This is a genomic window from Saccharopolyspora sp. NPDC049357 (assembly GCF_040677225.1).
Lineage (GTDB): Bacteria > Actinomycetota > Actinomycetes > Mycobacteriales > Pseudonocardiaceae > Saccharopolyspora.
This window is the reverse complement of the sequence record NZ_JBFAQJ010000024.1, coordinates 74,502-96,346: the sequence shown is the minus strand read 5'-3', so window position 1 is coordinate 96,346 and position 21,845 is coordinate 74,502. Positions and strand designations below refer to the sequence as shown.

Here is a 21,845-nt window from a genome sequence, read left to right as displayed (position 1 = left end):
AGAGGAGTGCGCGACATGATCGAGACGAAGGCCGCGGTCCTGAACGCGGTCAACGAGCCGTTGGACCTGGCCGCGATCCAGGCCGACGAGCCGGAACCGCTGGAAGTGCGCGTCGAAGTCACTCACGTGGGTCTGTGCCACAGCGACCTGCACTACATGACCGGAACCGTGCCCATCGACCTGCCGGTGGTTCTCGGCCACGAGGTCGCCGGCGTCGTCGAGTCTGTGGGGTCGTCGGTGTCCGATCTGCACCCGGGAGACCGGGTCGTCGGGGCGCTGACGCCGTCCTGCGGCCGGTGCACCAACTGCGAAGCGGGCCGGTCGACGCAGTGCCAGCGGGTGGCGGAGATCCGCCGGCGACCACGACCGGCCTTCCAGTTCCAGGACGGCAGGCCGGTCGAGCGGCTCGGCGACATCGGAGGTTTCTCGCAGCACACCCTCATGCGGGAGAACGCTCTGGTGAAGGTCGCCGACGACGTGCCGCTGCACGTCGGCTGCTTGCTCTCGTGCTGCATCACCACCGGCGTCGGCGCCGTCTTCCGCGGCGCCCAGATGCGCCCCGGCAGCACCGCCGCCGTCATCGGATGCGGTGGAGTCGGCTCGGCCATCATCCAAGGGGCCCGGCTCGCGGGAGCGTCGGCCATCGTCGCCATCGACCTCGACGAAGCACGGCTGAAGGCGGCCCGCGGCTACGGCGCGACCCACGTCGTCAACGGCGGAGCCGACGACGTCGTCGCACAGGTGCGCGAGCAGCTCGGAGACGGCGTCGACTACGCGTTCGAGGCGGTCGGCTCGGCGCGCACCGCGGCGACGGCCCTGGCCGTCGTGCGACCGACGGGCACCGCGTGCCTGGTGGGCATCGCCCCGGGAGGCACGGAACTGAGCCTGCCCGCACTGGACTTCTTCTTCGAGGAGAAGCGACTCATCGGCTCCTACATGGGCTCGGGCCAGGCGCGCCAGGACATCGCGCAGTTCGCCAGGCTGTACCAGCAGGGCCAGCTGCTCCTCGACGAGATGGTCACGCAGGTGATCCCGTTCCGCGAGATCAACGAGGGCTTCGAAGCGATGAAATCCGGTGACGTGACACGCGTCGTCGTCGACCTGCAGTCCTGAACACAGCACGAAGGCGATCCCCACTATGGCGAGCAAGGACAACAGGATTCCCCAGCCGGTGAACTACATCGCCGACGACTGGAGCGCATGCGAGGCGGTCCACGACGCGTGGAACGTCGACCCCAACACGCGAGAACCCGTTCACCGCGCGGTCACGACCGCTCCCGGTGAGCTGGAACGCGCGCTGCACCACGCGCAGCGGGTGTACGACATCGGGCGCTGGGACGACGAGGCCCGCCACGAGCGAGCGGACGTGCTCGAGCGCGTCGCCGCGCTCCTCGAGGCCCGCGTCGAGGACATCGCTCGGACCGATTCCCTCACCAGCGGTGCCCCGATCAGCATCACCCGGACAGCTGCGGCGTTCCTCCCGGCCAGGATTCGATCCGCGGCGAGCGATCTGCTGAGCATCCCCCGCGTGACGGCGTTGGAAGCGGGTGGCCGCGATGTCCGCCTCCACAAGGTCCCGTGGGGTGCGGCCGCGATCCTGACTCCGTGGAACGGCCCGAGCTTCATCCCCGCGGCGAAGGTCGTCAGCGCGGTCGCGGCGGGCTGCCCGGTGGTCCTGAAGCCGTCGGAGCACGCGCCGAGCAGTGCGCAGATCATCGTCGAGTGCTTCGTGGAGGCGGGCCTGCCCAGCGGTGCGCTGCAGCTCGTGCACGGTGCCGGTGACGTCGGCGCCGCGCTGACCAGCGATCCGCGCATCAAGATCGTCTCGTTCACCGGGGGACCGGGCGCGGGCCGCGCGATCGCCCGGGCAGCCGCGGAGGACTTCACGGTGCTGCAGCTGGAGCTCGGCGGCAACAACCCAGCGCTCGTGCTGGAGGACGCGGACGTCGAGGTCGCCGCCGACGGCATCCTCGAGGGCATGACCAAGCTGAACGGTCAGTGGTGCGAAGGCCCCGGGAAGGTGCTCGCGCACCGCCGTCTGGCCGATCCGCTGCTCGAGGCGTTGACCGAGCGCATCGCCAAGCTCGTGGTCGGCCACTCGCTCGACGAGGACGTCGAGATCGGCCCCCTCTCGAACGCGCCGCACTTCCAGACCCTGCAGGGCAGGATCGAGGGGCTGCGCGATCGCGGCGCGAGCATCCACCAGCCGGCCCGGCTGCCGGGCCTCGACGGGTTCTTCCTCTCGCCCACGATCGCCGTCCACGCCGATCCCGCGCAGGCCACCGCCGAACTCTTCGGGCCGGTCGTGTCGCTGCACCCCGTCGACTCCGACGAGGAAGCCTTGCGCACCGCCAACGCGACACCTTCGGGGCTCGCCGCCTACGTGTTCGGCACCGACACCGGCCACGCGATGGAGATCGGCTCGCGCGTCCTGTCCGGCGAGGTGCGCGTCAACGGCGCCAAACTCGCCGACCTCGGCGAGGACTCGGCGCAGAGCTTCTGGGGCCCGGCCGGAATCGGCGGCCACGGGCCTGCCGAGTCGGTTCGCGTCTTCTGCGGCGACAGGGTCGTCGGTGTCGACTCGCCCGACCTTCCGCTGTGAGACCGCGGAGCGGCGCTCGCGCCGAGCCGAGGGAGCCGATCACAGTGCGGCGGGCGACGTTTCGAGTCGAGTCGCGAGCCAGCTCTCCAGAACGGAAGTGGTGACCTGCATCTGTTCCGCTGCGGCGGATCGATCGCCGTAGGTCAGCCAGTTCAGGCCGAAGCCGTCGGCCAAGCTCGCGATGACGTAAGCGAGGTGGTCGACGGTCTCCGGTTCGAGCGGCTGGTCCGCGGCCGCGGACCGGAGCGTGGCGCGCAGGGTTTCCATGGCCTTGTCGTACACCGTGATGGCGTGGTCTCGGTTCTGCCGCCGTGCCCAGTTGGTGACCTCCAGGGCCGTCGACCCGAGGTTGGGCGATTCGAGGTAGAACTCCATGACGCCACGCAGGAGCGCACGAGCCGTTTCGACCAGGTCGGCGTGCGGGTCGCTGTCGGTGATGGCCTCGCGGAACCTGCCTGCGACGTGGTCGAAGACGTCGGCCAGCAGGTCCTCCTTGGAGTTGTAGCAGTAGTGCAGCGTCGCCAGCGGCGCCTGCGCCTGCTCGGCGATGCGCCGTGTCGTCGCGCCGTCGATGCCGTGGGTCGCGATGACGTCGACCGCTGCGCGGACGAAGTCGTTGCGCCGCTCCGCGGCGGAGATGCGTGGCACGAAGTCCTCCCGATCTCAGGGCGTCCGCAGCTAGTTGGACACTTGACCCAGTCAAGTACAAGCCTAACAGGCGCGCCGGAATCGGACGGCGAGGTTTCGATCTGAAAAACTTGGTCAAACGACTGGCTCAAATGACTAAGACGCGGCTAGGATATGGCCGGGATCACAAGTTCCTGGTCTGCGGCACGCAACCGCTGATGGCGAGCACACGCCACCCGCCACACCGGGTGTGCGTGTCCTGAATCAGTCGCCCGCGCCGACCGTCTCCACATCGGGCGCCGAGAACAGCGCACCGGTCTCCGGCGCAGGAGCGAAGGCTCGACCCAGAGGACAAGGAAAATGAAAGACCTGCTCTTCATGCTGGCCGATCTGTGGATGATCTTCGCCGGCTTCTTCTACGGGTGGAAGTTCATCCGGAACTACGGCAACTACCTGCTCGGCTTGGAATGGATGGTCGTGGCCACCTCGGGCACGAACTTCCTGATCTGGGCGCTCACCGGTGGTCACGACGGCAGCGTGCTGTACAGCATCGCCTACTTCTTCGACGCCTTCTCGCGATCGGTCGGCATCACGCTCATCCTCGTCATGGGCCTCATGCGGGTCACCCACCGCTACAAGCCCAGCGTGGTGGTCGATGTCGCCGCGTTCGGGTTGGCCATCGCCGCCGGGCTGTACCTCCAGCAGTTCCGCGCCCCCGCGTTCTACGTCGGCCCGGCCGTGTTCTACGTCGTGGTCAACGTGCTCACCACGCTCTTCCTCGTCTACTTCTCGTGGCGGCTCTGGCGCATCGGCGCCAAGCGGCTGGCCGTCGGAGCGGGGCTGGCGACGGCAGCGGCATCCGCCATCGCGATCACCTACGACTTCTTCCCGATCCCGGGCGACGACGCGCACCGGACGGTCTTCTACACCGCCGCGCTGGCCGTCTGGGGAACCCAGATGTGCGTGTACTACTTCGCCTACCGCGCCGCGCACGACCACAACGTGGCGACGGGTGTGGAGCCGACGGCGAACGACCGGAGCACGGCACGACTCTGAGCGTCGAGGCCTGAACAACGCATCTGCGAGGAGCACGTCAATGAGGACGAGCAACGTGGAGTACGAGCCCTTCAGCGGTTGGGTCGATCCTCCCGGTGATGTTCAGCCCGCCTTGGCCGACGACCGCACCTGCTCGGTCGCGGTCATCGGCGGCGGCATCAACGGCATGTCCACGGCGCTGCGGCTGGCCGAGCGCGGTCAGGACGTCCTGCTGCTGGAGGCGGAGTTCTGCGGTCACGGTTCCAGTTCCCGCAACGCCGGGCAGCTGGCCGGAGCCCCGGGCGGCGACCTGCAGCTGCTGAACCTGTTGTTCGGCAAGAAGATGCCCGCCATGGCGCGCTTCGCCGACCACGCCGCGCACCACGTGGAAGATGTGATCAAGCGGTACGACGTCGACTGCGACTACGAGCCGGTCGGCAACTGCTTCGCCGCGGTCTCACCTGGACAGATGGGGCGCGTGCGCCGAGTGGCCAAGATCCTGCGGAAGGCCGGTACCGACGTCGAGCTCGGCACCAGCGACGAACTCGGCATCCCGCGGGGATTCCTCGGTGGAATGCGCGAGGTGGTCGGCGGGATCATGAACCCCGGCAAGTTCGCCCTGGGCCTGCGCCGAGCCCTGCTGTCGTCGGACGCCCAGGTCTTCGAGCGGACGAAGGTCACCGACGTGGCCCGCGAGGGAGGCCAGGTCGTCATCTCCACCCCGCGCGGTGTTGTTCGTGCGGACGAGGTGGTGCTCGCGACCAACGCCTTCGCCGGCGAGTGGGACATCACCCCACGGCACCTCGCCGTTCCCATCTGGGTCTGCGAGGTCGAAACCGAGCCGATCGATCCCGAGCGCCTGACCGCGCTGGGCTGGACCAGTCGGTCGGGACTGGTGACTCAGCACGCCATCATGGAGAACTACCGGCTGACCTCGCGCAACACCATCGTCTTCGGCGTCCGCCGGCTCGAGCGGGGCAGGACCTACCCGCTTCCGTCGAAAACGCCGGATCCGGCACTGGTCGAGGAACTCGCGGAAGCCTTCGCGATGCGCTTCCCGGCCCTGGCCGATGTGTCCGTCGATCGCGCGTGGGGAGGCTGGATCGCGATCACCTCGACCTGGTTGCCGCTCGCCGGCAAACTCGGCGACGACATCCTCTACTCGATCGCGTGCAACGGGCACGGGCTCGCCCAGGCGCCCTACGTCGGGTCGCTCATGGCCGATCTGATCGTCGACGGCCAGCGGCACGAAGACCTCGAGGTCTTGTGGAAGAAGACGCCCAACTTCCCCCGCCCGATGATGATGGGCCCGCTGGGACTGCGCACCATCTGGGCCGTCGACCGGTTCAACGACGTGGTGAACGGCAGCCGGCGACGTGCTCGACGGCGTTCGATGCCAACGGCGTGAAAGCCGACTGAGCACATCCCGTCCTCTGGCACGTCGTCGCCGGCGACCGGCCGGCGCGTCTCCTGAGCGATGGCCCGATCTCGGTGGCGGATTGCCCCTCCCACATGCCGGCAAATGACCATTGGAAACGAACATGACCAGACTGACCAAATCGGTAAGTCCTGCGGCTCCAACGAGGGTTGGCCCTTCGCGCGGTGCGCTCATCAGCGTCGCGGCCGTCCTCGCCACCGTGACCAACGCGGTCTCCTTCATGTTCCCGCCCCTGCTTCCTCTGATGCAGGCGCAGTTCGAGCTCGACGTCCCGGCGTCGGCGTGGATCTTCACCGCGGCGACGCTGGGCGGTGGCGCAGGTTTCGTCCTGCTCCCGCGTCTCGCCGACGTGCTCAACGACCGCACCACGTCGCTGTTGTCCGGTGCTGTGCTCACGGTCGGCGCGCTCACGCCTGCCATCGGCAATTCGTACGTGACGCTGCTGATCGGGTCCGCGTTCCTCGGGTTCGGCAGCTCCGCCCAGCTGCTGCCGCTCGGCTTCCTGCGCCGGCACCTGCCAGGTGATGCGGTCTCCACGGCGGTCAGCGTGCTGATCATGGCCACCGGCTCCGGGACCGTTGCCGGCATGATCGGCGGCGGGCTGACGGTGAAGTTCCTGTCGCTGCAGAGCTTCTTCTTCATCCTGACCGCGGCCGTGGTGGCGACCACGGTGGCCTTGGTCGTCGTCATCCCCTCGTCCACACCGGAATCGTCGGGAAAGATCGGCATTCCCGGAACGGCCTGGATGATCGCGTGGCTCACCCTCATCCTGCTCGCGCTGACCCAGGGCCTCCTGTGGGGCGGTGCGGCGATCGTGCTGCTGCTCGCCGGTATCGCGGGTGGCGTGGCGTGGGTTCGGGTGGAGCGCCGTTCCACGTCGGCGGTGTTCGACGTCAAGGTGCTGCAGAAGCCCTTCGTCAAACCGGCGTGCTTCGCGGCCGCGATGTTCGGTTGCGTGGACGCCGGATTCCTCCTGCTGGCGTCCTACTACACCCAGACGCCCACCTCGGCCGGATACGGACTGGGTGTGGACGCTCTGGGCACGGGCCTTCTCATGCTGCCCTTCGCGCTGATGATGTTCGTCGGTGGGAAGGCCGCTGAAAGGGCTGTCGCGAAGGGCCGCAAGGCCGCCGTCCTCGTCGTCGGCGCCACGGTCTGCGCCATCGGGCTCGCCTGGCTCGCGGTCGCCCACCAGGAGTGGTGGCATTACCTCATCGGTGCCGCTCTCGTCGGGGGAGGTAGCCGCGTGGGCTACAGCGGCAGCTTCGCTGCCCCGCAGATGGTCGTTCCGGAGCACAAGGCCGGCATGGCCGCGGGCATGGTGGGCACCCTCATGGCCATCGGCATCGCATTCGGCGCGGCACTGGTCACCGGACTGCTCACGGTCGCCACCGTCCCCGGTACCAGCGTGCCGGAGCCATACCTCTACACGATCGGCTACGCGATCACCCTCGGCTTCTCGCTGCTGGTCCTGCTCGTCACGCTCATCGCGCGACTACGCCAGCGCAGAAGTCGCCCGGCGACCACCACGAGGATCACGCCTCACCCGCCTGCCCATGCCTCCAGGACGGGCACGGGACCCGAGCTCCCTTGACAGCGGAAGCCATTTCAAGAGAGGTAGCGCTGGGTTTCTACCCCGCACGAGGGGTCTCATCTGACGATGGGGCCTAGCCTTGAGTGTGCACCGATAGGGCGCGGGTAGGAATTATGGTCAACGAACAGACCGCGGAGCGGGCTGGGTGGTTTCACGCCCTGCCGGTGGCTACGGCTGTGTTCGACACCCACGGACGCGTGCTGGAGGCCAACGCGGCGCTCGGCGCACTGCTGGGCTACCCGCGCGAGGAGCTGCTGCGGCTCAGTGCGGTCGACCTGCTGCACCCGGGGGAGCGGGCCGACGAGTTCACGGGGGACGAGCGAAGGCTGGTCCGTGCCGATGGGCACTGCGTGTTCTGCGATATGTCGAGCATCGCGACCACGCGCGGCGATGGCAGCCGCGCGTGGCTGACCACGTTCGTCGACGTCGGCCAGCGGCGTCACGACATCGGGGTGTTGGAGCACGAGGCCAGCCACGACGAGCTGACCGGGCTGCTCAACAGGAGGGGCACCAAGGAACTGCTGAGCCAACTGCTGACCGAGGAAGCTGCGGAAGCCGACCGGCAGGTGGCGGTGCTGTTCTGCGACATCGACAACTTCAAGCGCATCAACGACGCGCTGGGCCACGAGGTCGGCGACGAACTCCTGGTGGCGCTCGCGCAGCGCTTGGAAGCCGGTTTGCCGCACGGGTGCACGCCGGCCCGGCATTCCGGTGATGAGTTCCTCGTCATCTGCTCGGATTTGGTCGCGGCCGGTGGCCTGGAGAAGCTCACCGACGAGGTCCTGAGGTTGCTGAGAACCACCGCGGCTCCGCACGGGTACGTGGTCGGGGTGTCGGCCTCCATCGGAGCCGCCACCGTGCATCATTCCGCGCAAACCCCCGAGGATCTGCTGCGCTTCGCCGACACGGCGATGTATCACGCCAAGGATCAAGGCCCCGGCCGCGTGGTCCGCGCCGATCCCGCTTTGGTCGCCTCCGTCGAGCACGAGGTACGTCTGGAAGGGGACTTGTGCCGGGCCCTCGCTCACGACGAGCTGGAGCTGCACTACCAACCCGTCGTGGATGGGGCCGGCAACGTGATCGGCGCCGAGGCGCTGCTGCGCTGGCCGCATCCGCAGCACGGCTGGCTGTCCCCGGGGGTGATCCTGCCCGCAGCCCGTCACGCTGGCCTGCTCAACGAGCTGGACCGGTGGGTGCTGCGTACCGCGGTGCGCCAGGCCGCGGTCTGGCCCGAACCCCACGGCCCGGTCGGGGTCGCGGTCAACCTCGGCAGCCAGCTGCTGCACGAGCCCGATTTCGGCTCGACCGTCACCGAGATCGTCACCGACGCCGCGCTGTCCTGGCATCGCCTAATTCTGGAGATCTCCGAAACCGACTTGCTCGACCTCGCCCCCGGCACTCACGAGGCGATGAGTGAGCTGGTCGCACGCGGGGCCCGGTTTGCCGTGGACGACTTCGGGACCGGCTACTCCACGCTGGAGCGCCTCAAGGAACTGCCCGTGCAGGTCATCAAACTCGACCGCACCTTCGTAGCCGGTATCGAGGACAACCCGGTCGATGCGGCGATCGCCGGGGCCGCCCTGAGCATCGCCCACGCCCGAAACAGCACCTGCGTGGCCGAAGGCGTGGAAACCACCGGACAGCTCTATCGGCTAGCCGCCCTCGGCTACGACACCTTCCAAGGGTTTCTGTTCGCCGGCGCCGTCCCTGCACCCGAGCTGCACACCCTCATCACCCGAGGAGGGTCCCGTGCGCTGCCCAGCACCGAACTACCCCCTCAACTCGAGGGCGAGCACAGCAGCACGTCAGAGCCGGACACCGAGGCTGCCCGAGCGGGCGGGCGCAGGCAGGGCGAGGTCACCGACGCCCGCAACCTCGTGCCTGACGGACACCTGTGCTGGGCCTACCAGCACCCGGACGACTTCCAAGCCCGCGCCCGGGAATATGCCCTCGACGGCCTGTCGGCCGGCCAACAGGTCGAATACGTCGGCAACGCCCCCACCTGGCAGCTACGGGCACAGCTGGCCGCCGACGACGCACTCGCCGGAGCCCTCGACACGGGCGCGCTCAAGGTGTCCTCGGTGCACGAGGCCTATCGCGCCGGTGCCGTCGGCCTTGTCGACCCGGACGCAGCCGTGGCCGTTCGCATCGACGTCACCAACGAGGCCCTCGCCGCCGGCTACAGCGGATTCCGCACGATCGTCGACGCCACCGAGATGGTCCGCACCCGCACCCAGCGCGAAGCCTTCGCCCACTTCGAATACCTCATCGACCACGTGATGAGCCACCAACCGGTCACCGCGCTCTGCGCCTACGACCTCGCCGAGCTCGGGAGCGCCGCCGTGGCCGAAATTGCCTGCCTGCACCCGCTGACCAGCCCCCAGACCAGCCCGTTCCGGCTCTACACCGACCACCCCAACACCGACGGCAGTGACCACCTCGCCCTCGCCGGGCACATCGACCTGCCCTGCGCCGCGCTGCTCGCCCAGGCCTTGCGTCACGCCCAGCACGACGAACTGATCATCAACGACCGCGGACTGACCTTCCTCGACCGCCACGCACTCCAGGTCCTGGACCACCACGCTCGCGAACACGACCAACACGTCCTGCTGCGTCTCGCCCAACCGCTGGCGACCCGCCTGACCCCACTGCCCGATCTCACCCACACCCGCATCGAACCAACCACCCACTGACCCACTGCGACCTCGAGCAAGACCACCAGGCGCACGGCTCCCACGAAGGATCCCCGCCGAGCCACCCCGGCCGCAGCACCACTGGCACCGCAGCCAGCGGCCATAGCTGGCCCTACCGGCGCTGGGTCGGTGTCCCACCGTCGAGCTGGAGGGCAGCCCGGGCACCGGACGGGGCATGAGCGCTCGGCCCTCTGGAGGAAACCACCCAGGACGAGGCTGATCTGTCCGCTTCGGACCTATGTTCCGTGGAGTCCTAGGAACGTCTGATCAAAGAGGACGAGGAGAAGCTGGGCGCTTACAAGCGCGATCCAAAAGCGTTCGACAACAAGCGTATTCTCGAGAAGGCGCCGAACGATGAGGTGCGCCAGCGAATCACCGATCGACCGGAAGCCGGTGGGCGTCACCGGCAGCCGGTGCCCAGGCAGTTGACGTGCAGGAACATCCTGTTGTCGAGCCGGATGACGTAGTCCTCTCGCTGGGCCGGGGTGCCCGCTGCGGTGACCACGCCGTGAACGGTCACCGCTGCGTTGTCCGGTGTCGAAGCCGTGCACTCGACGGTGAAGTCGGAGCCGAGGCGGGCGGTCTCGGCGCCGGTGCTGCGGCAAGCCGGGCGTTCTCGTAGCAGAACGCCGTGCTTCGCCAACTCGGTCCGAGCGCCCAGGGATACGGCGTTGCGGTGCCCGGCGGCCGAGATCGCCTTGGCCGGGTCCGCGCAGCCGGTAAGCACCAGGGCGACCAGTGCCAGTGCCAGCGCCAGTCCGGTCCTCATCTCCCACTTTCCGTCGCGGCCTCGATGGTCTCCACCACCACGTCCGGACATTCCCATGCCAACTGGTGCCGGCTGTGGGGCAGCAGACGGTGGTGACCTCCCAGGAGCCGTGCGAGGCGGGTGTGGCACCTCGTCCACCGCACGGCCGCGCTCGCGCGCATCCCACCGACGGCGGTGAGAATCCACACGGGAACGGGAGGGAACGTCGTGCGCTGTCGGAGCACGGCGAGGTCTCGCAGCATCGGCTCGAAGGCGAGGTATTCCTGCCATGCTGCGGTGAGCGCGGCCGGTGAGCGGAATCGTGCACGTCCTGCCGCTCGCACTGCCGGTGGCAGCGGTCGGGACGTTTGCGCGCGCGCACCGGCCGTCCAGATGGCTGGTCCGAACGGTGCGATGCAGGTGGCCGCGTGGCGGCCCAGCGCTTCTGCGGCCAGCAGCGACCACTCCGGGTGCGGCGAAGCGCTGCCGCAACTCGGGTCCAGCAGCACGAGCGCGCGCAGCGAGCTCGGATGCCGTCGACCCATCGCCTCGGCGTGCAGCGCCGAGACCGAATGCGCGACCACCACCGCACCGCCGTGTCGGTCCGCGGCGGCGCTCAGTCGGTCGGCCTCGTCGTGCAGGCTCGGTAACCCTGGTCGGGGAGTGCGCCCGTCGAGGCCGGGGCGTTCCAGCCGATGCACGCGATGCGGCGCTGACAACGCGGTCAGGACGGGTTCCCAGTCGTAGGCAGCACCGGCCATTCCCGAGGTCAGCAGCACCGCGGGCGATTCAGGCATCGATGCCACCCGCGGATCGCGTTCGGCGGGTGTGGTTGACGGCCAATGCGATCAGCCACGTCGCGATGAGGCCGAGCTGCGCTCGTTGGGTCACCCCGGCTCCCGTGCCCATCCACAGCGCTCCCAGCGTCGCCACCGTTGCCAGCCCGGTCACCGAACACCACGCCCAGCCCCAGCGCGCGTGCGGCCCGATACCGGCCCTGGCCAGGCCGCCCATGGCCACGAGCATGCCCAGCGCCGCAACGGAGCTGGTCATCTCGTGCAACGTGTGGGTGGCGGGGAGCGCTCCCACGAGCTCTCGCACCGCGCATCCCGAGTCGACGAAGCTCGCGCACGTCATCGGGGTCAGCGCTCCGTCCAGCCCGGTGGCGACGCCGAAGACCAGCAGACCGCTCCACCCCACGACCCCGCGGCCGTCGTACCGGATCCCGGCCACGGCAGCTGCGGTGGCCAGCAACCCGGCGAGTCCGTCACCCATGCGGAAGAGCCGGCTCCCCGGCTGGTCACGGGCGGCGAATTCGCTGACGTAGCCGTTGAGCGCGTCCAGATCCGGATTGATCCACGGTCCCAGCAGCCACAGGCTGTAGAGCGCAGCGGCGCCCACGCAGCATCCCGCGATTACACGGGCCTCCCACCGGGCCGCAACCCGGGCATCGGAGTCGGCCAGCATGAACTGTCCTAGGGTCGTGAGGTCAGCGTCGATCGTCCACTGCATGCCAGCTTAAGTGGAGGAGGTACGGATGGGTCGGGCAGCATCGGTGGGCCGGTCGCCGAGCGAGTGGGTGCCTGCGACTGAGCCGGTCTGGACGGCTCGAGTCCCGCGGATCGTGGCCGGGACATTGGCGTGCATCGCGGCCCTGTGCGCCTTGGCCGCTGTCGGAGCGGCGTTCCGAAGCGGGATGCAGCCGGTGCGCGAGTTCATCGACCTGGTGCTGTTCCCCGCTCCTGCGAACCTCGGATATGCGGCCTTCCTGCTGGTGTTGGCAGGGGCGTTGGGGCGCCGCAAGCGCATCGCCTACTGGATCCTGCTGCTGGTGCTGGCCTTGCAACTCCTCCTGTCGGGGCTGGTGCTGCTGATCGTCCTGGCGATCCCGTGGGAGCCGGGTTTCGTCGACCAGGTGCTGCCGAGCGGTCTGCGGTGGTCGCTGGGTGCGAACGTGCTGCTCACCATGACCGCGATGGTGGTGCTGGGGTTGGCCTCGCGGCAGTTCTACGGACGGGTGCAGCGTGCCAGCGTGCCCAAGGCGCTGGTGACGTTCGCCGGACTCGCCGCGGTGTTCATCGTGCTGGGCTACGGACTGGTCACGGCGTTCTCAGGCTCGTTGCACGACTCCGCTGACCAGTTCAGCTGGACGGTCGAACGAGTCCTGGGAGGTGCGGTGACCCTGGACATCACCCGTACCGGGGAAGCTCCGGGCTGGGTGAACCTCGTGCTCGGCACGTTCGGGATGGCCACGCTGTTCGCCACGCTGGCGGTGCTCTTCCGATCCCAGCGCACCGCCTCGGTTCTGCCTGCTGCCGACGAGCGCCGGGTGAGGAGGTTGTTGGCCGATCACGGCGAGGTCGACTCGTTGGGGTACTTCGCAACGCGGCGGGACAAGGCGGTGCTCTTCTCGAACAGCGGCAAGGGCGCCATCAGCTATCGCGTGGTCGCAGGCGTCTGCCTGGCCAGCGGTGACCCGCTCGGTGACCCCGAAGCGTGGGGACCGGCGATCGAGCGATGGCTGGGGATGTGCCGGGATTACGCCTGGCGGCCGGCCGTGATCGGTGCCGGCGAGCGCGGCGCCCGCGCCTACGCGCGGGCCGGCTTGAAGATCCTTCGGTTGGGCGACGAAGCGGTTCTGGATCTGTCCACCTTCAACCTGGAAGGCCGCGAGATGCGGCCGGTGCGCCAGGCGGTGAACCGGTTGCATCGCGCCGGATACCGGGCGCGGATCCGCAGGCAGGAGGAGATCTCGGCGGAGGAGATGGCCGAGGTCGCTCGCCGTGCTGTTCGGTGGCGCGGAGGCGACACCGAACGCGGCTTCTCGATGGCGTTGGGCCGCTGGGGCGACCCGGCCGATGGCGGATGCGTGCTGGTCGAAGCCGTCAACACCGACGGTGAGGTGTGCGCGATGCTGTCCTTCGTGCCGTGGGGGCGCACCGGCCTGTCCTTGGAAGCCATGCGCCGGGCGCCCGGGAGCGACAACGGGCTGGTGGAGTTGATGATCAGCTCCCTGGCGCGTTCGGGAGGGCGCGGGCGGGGTGCGACGCCTGCGGGCCTCCAGCGGCTCTCGCTGAACTTCGCGGTCTTCCGAGAGGTGTTCGAGGGTGGTGCCCGGTTGGGCGCGGGTCCGGTGCTGCGGTCCTGGCGCGGGATCCTGCTGTTCTTCTCGCGTTGGTGGCAGTTGGAGTCGTTGTACCGTTCGAACGCCAAGTACCAGCCCGACTGGGTGCCTCGGTTCATCGGTTTCGGCGATCGGCGCGATCTGGCCCGAGTCGGGTTCGCCTCCGCGGTGGCCGAGGGGTTCGTACCCCTGCTCGGTTCGAGTGGCACCGCCACCCCTGCCGCGGCCGCACCAGGTGAGGACCGGATGCCGGTGATCGAGCCGCACGAGCAGGAGCCCCGTCGGCGATCGGTCCCCGAGCAGATGCGGGTTCGCCTGGACACGGTCGCCAAGATCCGGGAAGCCGGGGGCGATCCGTACCCGGTGCAGGTCCCGCGCACCGATTCCTGCGCGGAGATCGTCGACCGGCATGCCGGAACCGCACCGGACACCCGCACCGGCGAACGCACCGCGGTCACCGGCCGAGTCGTGTTGATGCGTGACCACGGACGGTTGTGCTTCGCCACCTTGCGCGATTGGTCCGGGGACCTGCAGACCATGTTCACCACCTCCGACACGGGTACAGCTCGGTGGCGAGCTTGGAAGAACGAGATCGACATCGGCGACCAGGTCTCGGTGCAGGGGGAGGTCATCACCACTCGTCACGGCGAGACCACGGTGTTGGCCGATGATTGGACCTTGGCCTCCAAGTGCCTGCGTCCCCTGCCGGACAAGCATGCCGGTCTCACCGATCCGGAGACCCGATCTCGTGCACGCTCGGTGGACCTCATCGTCGGCACCGAGGCCCGGGACATGTTGCGGGCGCGCTCGGCCGCCTTGCAGGCGTTGCGCTCGACGCTGACCGCCGACCGGTTCCTGGAGGTGGAGACGCCGATCCTCCAACCCGTGCACGGTGGTGCCTCGGCGCAGCCGTTCCGGACTCACATCAACGCCTACGACATGCCGCTGTACTTGCGCATCGCCCCGGAGCTCTACCTGAAGCGGCTGTGCGTGGGCGGGGTGGAACGGGTCTTCGAACTCGGACGCACGTTCCGCAACGAGGGGGTTTCGGCCCGGCACAACCCGGAATTCACGATGCTGGAGGCTTATCAGGCCCACGCCGACTACACGGTGATGCGGCAGCGGTGCGAAGAGCTGGTGCAGGCCGCGGCCACTGCTGTGCACGGGGCGCCGGTAGCTCGGCGGCAGGGCACCGGCGATCATGCCGAGGAGATCGACCTGTCCGGAAGCTGGCCGGTGATCACCGTGCACGAGGCGTTGTCCTCGGCGTTGGGGGAGGAGATCACCCCGGAGACTCCGCCGGAACACTTGCGGTCGTTGTGCGAGCGGACGCAGGTCTCCTGCGATCCGGACTGGCCACGTGGCGCGTTCGTGGTCGAGCTCTACGAGCGCTTGGTCGAGCGCCACACGACGCGTCCGACCTTCTACACCGATTTTCCCGTCGACGTTTCTCCGCTGACCCGCCCCCACCGCCACGACCCGAGGCTGGCCGAACGCTGGGACCTGGTCGCCTTCGGCGTGGAGATCGGAACCGCCTACTCCGAACTCGTCGATCCGATCGAGCAGCGCCGCCGTTTGACCGAGCAGTCGTTGCAGGCGGCCGGTGGTGATCCGGAGGCGATGGAGCTGGACGAGGACTTCCTGCGCTCGTTGGAATTCGCCATGCCGCCCACCGGCGGACTCGGGCTGGGAGTGGACCGCCTGCTGATGTTGCTCACCGGTCGGCCGATTCGGGAGACGTTGCCGTTTCCACTGACCCGTCCCGCGCGTGGCGCGGTCGTGTCTTCGACTTGACCTTCGCGGGCGAGGGATTGCTTCAGCCTGGCCGGCTGTTCGGTGGGCGGTGGCTGGTGAGCGTGCGGGTGATCCCGCGGGCGGCGGCCAGGAGTGCGGGGATGCCCGCTTGGGCGTGTTCGTCGTTGGGGACGATGATCGACAGGCTGGCGACGACTTCGTTGAGCGTGTTGCGGACGGGGACGGCGATACCGGTTGCGTCCTCGTGGACGTGGCCGGGGAGAAAGGCGTAGCCCTGCCTGCGCACGGCTGCCCACGCGCGGTCGAGTTGGTCCGGGGTGGTGATCGTCGCCGCGGTGTAGCGGGGCATCGGCTGCTGCAGCACGCGATCTCGGACCTCGGGTGGTGCGTGGGCGGCGAGCACGTGTCCGCTGGAGGAGGCGTGCACCGGCAGTCGTCCGGCGATCTGCGAGTAGTTGATCACGGCGTCGCGGGCGGAGAGACGTTCGGCGAACAGCACGTCGTCGCCGTCGAGCACGCCGAGTTGGGCGTGGTGGCCGACGACCGCGTGCAGGTCCTCCAGGTAGGGCATCGCCGCGTCGCGCAGCGACGAGATGGGGGATGCCCGGGAGGCGAGTTCCCACAGCCTGACGCCGATCCGGACGTCGCGGTCGGGACCCCGGGCGAGCAGCCCGTGCGTGGTGAGTTCGGCGATGAGCCTGGAAGCGGTGGCGATGTGCAGTCCCGTGCGCCGCGCGATCTCGGTGACGGTCAGGGACGTCTCCTCGGCGGTGAACGCGGCGATGATCCGCGCGGCTCGCGCGATGGACGACTCGCCGGTGGCGGCTCGTGGCATACCCCTGAGTGTCGTGAGTCACCGGTCGTCTTGTCCATTGAGAGTTCGTTTTGCGTTGATCCGGACATCGGCGACGGTCGTGGGGCACGTCGAGGAAGGATCAACGATGACCCTGATGAGTGCGCGGGACGTGGCCAGGTTGCGCGTCCGGAGCAAGACCGTGGCGGCCGATGGCGTGGTGGCGGTCGAGTTGGTCGCCGCCGATGGCGGCCGGCTGAAGGACTGGACTCCCGGTTCGCACATCGACCTGGTGTTGCCGAACGGGATGACCCGGCAGTACTCGCTGTGCGGCGATCGCTGGGATCCGCGGCAGTACCGGCTCGGGGTGTTGCGCGAGCCCGGTGGGCGTGGTGGATCGGCTTACGTGCACGACGCGCTCGACGTCGGCGACGTGGTCGGTGCGGGGGGTCCGCGGAACAACTTCCCACTGGTGCCCTCGCCGGAGTACCTGTTCGTCGCCGGCGGTATCGGGATCACCCCGCTCCTGCCGATGGTGCGGCAAGCCGAGCTGCTCGGGGCCCGGTGGCGGCTGCTCTACGGCGGCCGGACCCGCGCGGCGATGGCGTTCCTCGACGAACTCGACGCCTGCGGCGACCGCGTCGAGGTCCGCCCGCAGGACGAGCACGGGCTGCTCGACCTACCCGGATTCCTCGGCGTCCCCCGCCCAGGAGTGAAGATCTACGCCTGCGGCCCGGCGCCGCTGCTGGACGCGGTCGAGCGCACCTGCTCCGCGTGGCCGCCGCACACCCTGCGCACCGAGCGGTTCGTCGGCGACAACTCCGCCGCGCCCGCCCGCGCAGCGCCGTTCGAAGTCGAGCTGGCCCGCACCGGCGGGAGCGTCACGGTGGCGACCGAGGCCAGCGTGCTCGACGCCCTCGCGGACGCGGGCGTCGACGTTCTGTCGTCGTGCCGCCAGGGCACGTGCGGCACGTGTGAAACGACTGTGCTCGCGGGCCGTCCTGAGCACCGCGACGCGATTCTGGAGGATCACGAACGCACCGCGGACGACTGCATGTTCGTCTGCGTGTCCCGTTCCCTGTCCGACCGGCTCGTCCTCGACCTGTGACCCGCGGAGGCAACCATGACGACTCCCACAACACCGTGTCCGGTCATCGTCGGTGACCCGTTCGATCACGCCGTCCTGGAAGACCCGCTGCCGTTGCACGCCGAACTGCGGGAAGCCGGGCCGGTCGTGTACCTGCCCGAGTACGACGTCTTCGCCGTCGCCCGCTACGAGCAGGTGCGTGCCGCGCTCACCGACTGGCAGCGGTTCCAGTCCGCCGCAGGCGTGGGTCTGGCGAACTTCCGCACCGAAAAGCCTTGGCGGCAACCGAGTCTGCTGCTGGAGGCCGACCCGCCTCATCACGACGCGCCACGTCGGGTGCTGAGCAAGGTCCTCGGTCCCCGCGCCCTGCGCCGGCTGCGCGAGCAGTGGATGGCCGACGCGGACGAGCTCGTCGACCAGGTTCTGGCCCGGGGAACGCGGTTCGACGGTGCCGCCGAGTTGAGCCATGTCTTTCCGCTGCGGGTGTTCCCGGACGCCGTCGGGCTTCCGGTGGCGGGGCGGGAGAACCTGCTGCCTTACGGGGACCACGCGTTCAACGCGTTCGGCCCGAACAACGCCCTCGTCGCCAAAGGCGCGCCCCGGGTCGAGGAGCTGTCGGACTGGGTCGGCGAGCAGTGCTGTCGCGAAACCCTCGCCCCTGAGGGCTTCGGTGCGGACATCTGGGCCGCCGCCGACCGCGGCGACATCCTGCCGGAACAGGCCCCGCTGATCGTGCGGTCTCTTCTGACCGCCGGAGTCGACACGACCGTGCACGCGCTTTCGGCCGTGCTGTACGCCTTCGCCACGCACGCCGACCAGTGGGCACGGCTGCGGAACAACCCCGGATTGGCGCGTGTGGCGTTCGACGAAGCCGTGCGATGGGAATCGCCGGTGCAAACGTTCTTCCGCACCACGACCACCGAAGTGACTGCAGGCAATGTCCACATCCCGGAGGGCCACAAGGTTCTGATGTTCCTCGCCGCCGCCAACCGCGACCCCCGCCGCTGGGAAAACCCCGATGCCTTCGACCTGTCCCGCGATCCCTCCGGCCATGTCGGCTTCGGCATGGGCCTGCACCAATGCGTCGGGCAGCACGTCGCCCGCCTCGAATCCGAAGCACTGCTCACCGCCCTCGCCCGCCGGATCGAAACCATGGAACTCGACGGCACACCCATCCGACACCACAACAACACCCTCCGCGCATGGGACTCCGTTCCCGTCCGCGTGGGTGTCGCGAACTAACGCCCGTCGTCGAGGGTGATCGCAGTCGTTCGCACCTTTGACGCATGCGTCGGTACCCGTGCTGATGGGCGTTACGAGCCGTGGCGCAGCTCGCCGTGGACGAAGGTGGGGCTGGTCCCAGGGCTGAGGACCGGGCGGGCGGTCAGCTCGCTGGTGGGGAAGAACTGCAGAAACCGGCTGTCGCGCTGGGAGCGGTCGACGAGGGTCTTCTCCACCACGCAGGAGTTGTACTGCGCTGCGGTGGTTTCCAGCACGTTGGCGTTGAGGATGACCTCTTGGCCCCAGCTGCGGGCCCAGCCCTTCACGCCGGGGATCTTGCTGTGCTCCGGTGTGAGGCACTCGGTGGCGATCATGTTCTCCGACAGCGCCCACACGCCGGTGTCGGTGTTGAGGACCAGGGTCTGGTTGCCGGTGGCGTGCCCAGGGGTGCGGATGATGGCCACCCCGGGGGCCAGCAGCCGGTCGCCGTCGATGGGCATGATCCGCTCGGGGTCCAGATCGACGTAGGTCTCGGGCTGGTACCACGGCCGCTGCAGCGGGTGCAGGTCGCGCATGGCCTCCAGTTCGGTGCGCTGCACCACCAGCTTGGCGTTCGGAAGCCAGGCCGGGACCGGGGCGTTCGGCGAGATGTCGGCCTGCGGCTTGGTGGTGCCGATCAGATGGCGCACGTCCTGGGTGTGCAGGTGGTCGAAGGCCACGTAGTCGACCTCGCCGGCATCGATGCCCACCTCGGCCAGGCGCTCGAGCACCGTCGCCTTGAAGTGGACCACGGTGCCCATCAGCGGCTTGGGGGTGCGGGCCTGCAGCGTTGCGAAGTAGGGGGTGTTGCCGTCCAGCTCGGTGTCGCTGGGCTCCCACAGCAGGGTCCTGCGCTGGCCGTCGGTGTCGGTCCAGCGGACGATCACCAACCGGTTGGTGATGAACAAGAACGGCGAGGGAGACACCGGGGCGCGCCACAGCCCGAACTTCGTCGGGTACGGCAGAGTGATCAGGTCGTGGGTGGACACGTGCGCGGGCGTGCCGGTGGCGGTGAACTCGCGTTTGAAGTCGGCCGCGGCCGTGCGAGCCATCCGCAAGCCCGCACCTGGGCCGCCCTCGGTGCGGTGGATGCGCTCCAACGTCGTGATCGGCGCGCCCAGCTCGACGACCTCCGGGACCGGGATGGCCAGCGGCGGGGCAGCGGTAGGTGCGGTCGGCAGTGGGTTGAGCCGCTTGCGCGCGGCGGTGGGGGTCGCGGCCATCGGGGTCTCCTCTTTCAGTGCGGTGCCCGGTTTTCGGGGGCGGATGCTCTGGTCAGCGGGAAAGCCGGTTGAACACCTCGCGGATCAGCCAGGAGGGGGCCACCCGGTTGACCACGGCGGTGGCCTTCGTCCGGCGGCCGATGATGCGGTGCGGGTGCGGCAGCCGGGGCCGATGCTCGGCCGCGGCGAACACGGCCTTGGCCACCTTCTCGGCCGTCAGGCTGCCCGAGAGGCGTTTGATGCGGGTGCCGGGCATGGACACCGCACCCATGTCGGTGGCCACGAAGGTCGGCTGCACATCGCACACGCGGATGTCCTGGCGCGACCATTCCATCTCCAGGGCCTCGGTCAGGGACCGGACCGCGGCCTTGGTCGCCGAATAGGTGGCCAGGCCCGCTACGCCGTACATGGCGCTGGCCGAGCACAGGTTGACCACGACCGAACCCGGGGTGCGCTTCAAGTGCGGGAAGGCGGTGTGGCAGCCGTTGAGCATGCCCTTGAAGTTGATCTCCACGATGGCGGCGTGCCGGGCGAGGGGCACCTCGGCGAAGTCGCCGGTGGTGAGGATGCCGGCGTTGTTGACCAGCACGTCGAGCCGTCCGCCGGACGCGGACCAGAACTGCTCGAGGCAGGCCTGCCAGGCGGCGGGGTCGGCCACGTCCAGTGCGCTGGAGGTGGTGGTGCCCTCGCCGGTGGTGGCGGCGATTTCCTTCGCGGTGGTGGCCGCGCCGTGGGCGTCGATGTCGTAGAGGCCGACGAAGTAGCCGGCGCGGGCGAAGTGCTCGGCGGTGGCGCGGCCGATGCCGCGGGCGGCCCCGGTGATGAAGACGGCCTTGCGGCGCATGGGATCTCCTCGGATGTGCAGGGCGGTCAGTCGGGGTTGGACTCGGCCGATGGTCCGTTGATGGCCTGGGCCGCAGGCGAGCTCGCCAGGTACGCCAGGGCCTGGTCGGTGGAGCCGTGCTCGATGGGGTGGTACTTGGGGTTGAGGAACTGCGGGATGGCCTCGAAGAGCAACTTCGGGCGCGGCAGCAGCCCTTGTTTGGCGGCTCGGCGCCATTCGCGCAGCACCTGCGCGTCGCGCAGCCTGCCGCGGTAGCGGCGCTTGGTCGGCTCGTCCACGGTGGGATCGGCCAGCATCAAGAACGCCGCGCCGTCGATCATCAGCTTCATCAGGCTGGGGAAGACCAGAGTCATCATGACGGTCTGGCGCAGCGGGTAGTTGCCGGAGATGTGCTGGTACGCGTCGAAGGCCACGGCTCGGTGCTCGACTTCTTCCGCGCCGTGCCAGCGCAGCAGGTCCAGCATGACCGGATCGGCTCCGACCGCATCGAGCTCCTCGGCGTCCAGCAACCACTGGCCCAGCACGGCGGTGTAGTGCTCGAGCGCTGCGATGGCGGCGATCCGGGCTTCCAGCCATCGGTTGCGCAGGGCTCGCGGGGCGGTGTCGTCGCTGAGGATCTGGCTGAAGACGTGCTCGACGCGCTCCATGTAGGCGGTGCAGTCCATCCCTTGGGCCTGCAGGTGGTCCAAGGCGGTGGTGTGGGCCACGGCGTGCACGCCTTCTTGGCCCATGAAGGCCCGGACCTGCTCGCGCAGCAGTTGGTCGGTGATGCGGGGCAGGATCTGCCGGTAGTCGTGGATGAACCAGCGCTCCAGCGGGGGCAGCAGCATGTGGAACACGTTGATCATGTGGCCGACGAACGGATCGTCGGCCTTGACCCAGTGCAGCGGGGTGTTCGACCAGTCGAAGCTGACCTGGCGCACGGTGGGGATCGCGGCGTGGTCCTCCGCCGAGGAGGTCGTGGGGTTCGTGGGGGTGTCTCCAGACGAGTCCATGGGTTTCTCCAGGGGTTGGTTCAGGAT

17 protein-coding genes are annotated in these 21,845 nt (G+C 69.0%); 9 read left to right on the top strand and 8 right to left on the bottom strand.

The window, feature by feature from the left end; all coding sequences use genetic code 11:
- Positions 1–15: 15 nt before the first annotated feature.
- Both AB0J91_RS20505 and AB0J91_RS20500 read left to right on the top strand, forming a co-directional pair.
- Positions 16–1,113, top strand: a complete 1,098-nt coding sequence (locus AB0J91_RS20505; protein WP_363871138.1) for a Zn-dependent alcohol dehydrogenase — start codon at positions 16–18, stop codon at positions 1,111–1,113.
- A 25-nt stretch (positions 1,114–1,138) separates the two neighbouring features.
- Entirely contained in the window at positions 1,139–2,602 is a 1,464-nt protein-coding gene (locus AB0J91_RS20500) for an aldehyde dehydrogenase (RefSeq protein WP_363871135.1), read from the top strand.
- A gap of 39 nt (positions 2,603–2,641) precedes the next feature.
- Here AB0J91_RS20500 and AB0J91_RS20495 read toward each other — a convergent pair whose 3' ends face one another.
- Positions 2,642–3,250, bottom strand: a complete 609-nt coding sequence (locus AB0J91_RS20495) for a TetR/AcrR family transcriptional regulator (RefSeq protein ID WP_363871132.1) — start codon at positions 3,248–3,250, stop codon at positions 2,642–2,644.
- 339 nt (positions 3,251–3,589) lie between these two features.
- Between AB0J91_RS20495 and AB0J91_RS20490 the strand changes: the two genes are divergently transcribed.
- The 4 genes from AB0J91_RS20490 (at position 3,590) to AB0J91_RS20475 (ending at position 9,989) form a co-directional block, all read left to right on the top strand.
- Positions 3,590–4,285: a transporter gene (locus AB0J91_RS20490; protein WP_363871129.1), complete on the top strand. Its 696-nt coding sequence runs from the start codon at positions 3,590–3,592 to the stop codon at positions 4,283–4,285.
- Positions 4,286–4,325: 40 nt separating this feature from the next.
- Positions 4,326–5,672 carry an FAD-dependent oxidoreductase gene (locus AB0J91_RS20485; RefSeq protein WP_363871126.1) on the top strand — a complete coding sequence of 449 codons (1,347 nt, stop codon included), beginning with the start codon at positions 4,326–4,328 and terminating at the stop codon, positions 5,670–5,672.
- Between the two features lie 229 nt (positions 5,673–5,901).
- The gene (locus AB0J91_RS20480) at positions 5,902–7,296 is read left to right on the top strand and encodes an MFS transporter (RefSeq protein ID WP_363871123.1); all 1,395 of its coding nucleotides are present in this window, start codon (positions 5,902–5,904) and stop codon (positions 7,294–7,296) included.
- A gap of 113 nt (positions 7,297–7,409) precedes the next feature.
- Positions 7,410–9,989, top strand: coding sequence for an EAL domain-containing protein (locus AB0J91_RS20475; RefSeq protein WP_363871120.1), 2,580 nt, complete (start codon positions 7,410–7,412; stop codon positions 9,987–9,989).
- A 400-nt stretch (positions 9,990–10,389) separates the two neighbouring features.
- On the opposite strand, the gene AB0J91_RS20470 is transcribed toward AB0J91_RS20475, so the two are convergent.
- From AB0J91_RS20470 to AB0J91_RS20460, 3 genes are read right to left on the bottom strand one after another with little or no spacing between them, the layout of a single operon-like run.
- Positions 10,390–10,758, bottom strand: a complete 369-nt coding sequence (locus tag AB0J91_RS20470; protein WP_363871117.1) for a hypothetical protein — start codon at positions 10,756–10,758, stop codon at positions 10,390–10,392.
- Positions 10,755–11,534, bottom strand: coding sequence for an alpha/beta hydrolase (locus tag AB0J91_RS20465; protein WP_363871114.1), 780 nt, complete (start codon positions 11,532–11,534; stop codon positions 10,755–10,757). The genes AB0J91_RS20470 and AB0J91_RS20465 overlap by 4 nt, the downstream gene beginning before the upstream one ends.
- Positions 11,527–12,138, bottom strand: coding sequence for a DUF998 domain-containing protein (locus tag AB0J91_RS20460; protein ID WP_363871112.1), 612 nt, complete (start codon positions 12,136–12,138; stop codon positions 11,527–11,529). The genes AB0J91_RS20465 and AB0J91_RS20460 overlap by 8 nt, the downstream gene beginning before the upstream one ends.
- A gap of 136 nt (positions 12,139–12,274) precedes the next feature.
- Between AB0J91_RS20460 and lysX the strand changes: the two genes are divergently transcribed.
- A complete protein-coding gene (gene lysX / locus AB0J91_RS20455) occupies positions 12,275–15,655 on the top strand; it encodes a bifunctional lysylphosphatidylglycerol synthetase/lysine--tRNA ligase LysX (RefSeq protein WP_363871109.1) in 3,381 nt (1,126 codons plus the stop codon).
- A 22-nt stretch (positions 15,656–15,677) separates the two neighbouring features.
- Here the strand turns inward: lysX and AB0J91_RS20450 are convergent, their stop codons facing one another.
- Positions 15,678–16,451 (bottom strand): IclR family transcriptional regulator, encoded by a 774-nt coding sequence (locus AB0J91_RS20450; RefSeq protein ID WP_363871106.1) that lies wholly within the window; start codon positions 16,449–16,451, stop codon positions 15,678–15,680.
- 106 nt (positions 16,452–16,557) lie between these two features.
- Between AB0J91_RS20450 and AB0J91_RS20445 the strand changes: the two genes are divergently transcribed.
- Positions 16,558–17,517 carry a PDR/VanB family oxidoreductase gene (locus tag AB0J91_RS20445; RefSeq protein ID WP_363871103.1) on the top strand — a complete coding sequence of 320 codons (960 nt, stop codon included), beginning with the start codon at positions 16,558–16,560 and terminating at the stop codon, positions 17,515–17,517.
- Between the two features lie 15 nt (positions 17,518–17,532).
- Entirely contained in the window at positions 17,533–18,738 is a 1,206-nt protein-coding gene (locus tag AB0J91_RS20440; RefSeq protein WP_363871100.1) for a cytochrome P450, read from the top strand.
- Positions 18,739–18,809: 71 nt separating this feature from the next.
- Here the strand turns inward: AB0J91_RS20440 and AB0J91_RS20435 are convergent, their stop codons facing one another.
- From AB0J91_RS20435 to AB0J91_RS20425, 3 genes are read right to left on the bottom strand one after another with little or no spacing between them, the layout of a single operon-like run.
- On the bottom strand, positions 18,810–19,979 hold the full coding sequence (locus tag AB0J91_RS20435) for a hypothetical protein (RefSeq protein ID WP_363871098.1): 1,170 nt from the start codon (positions 19,977–19,979) through the stop codon (positions 18,810–18,812).
- A gap of 52 nt (positions 19,980–20,031) precedes the next feature.
- Complete coding sequence (locus tag AB0J91_RS20430) at positions 20,032–20,823, bottom strand: SDR family oxidoreductase (RefSeq protein WP_363871095.1); 792 nt, start codon at positions 20,821–20,823, stop codon at positions 20,032–20,034.
- 26 nt (positions 20,824–20,849) lie between these two features.
- Complete coding sequence (locus AB0J91_RS20425; RefSeq protein WP_363871092.1) at positions 20,850–21,818, bottom strand: metal-dependent hydrolase; 969 nt, start codon at positions 21,816–21,818, stop codon at positions 20,850–20,852.
- Between the last annotated feature and the right edge of the window lie 27 nt (positions 21,819–21,845).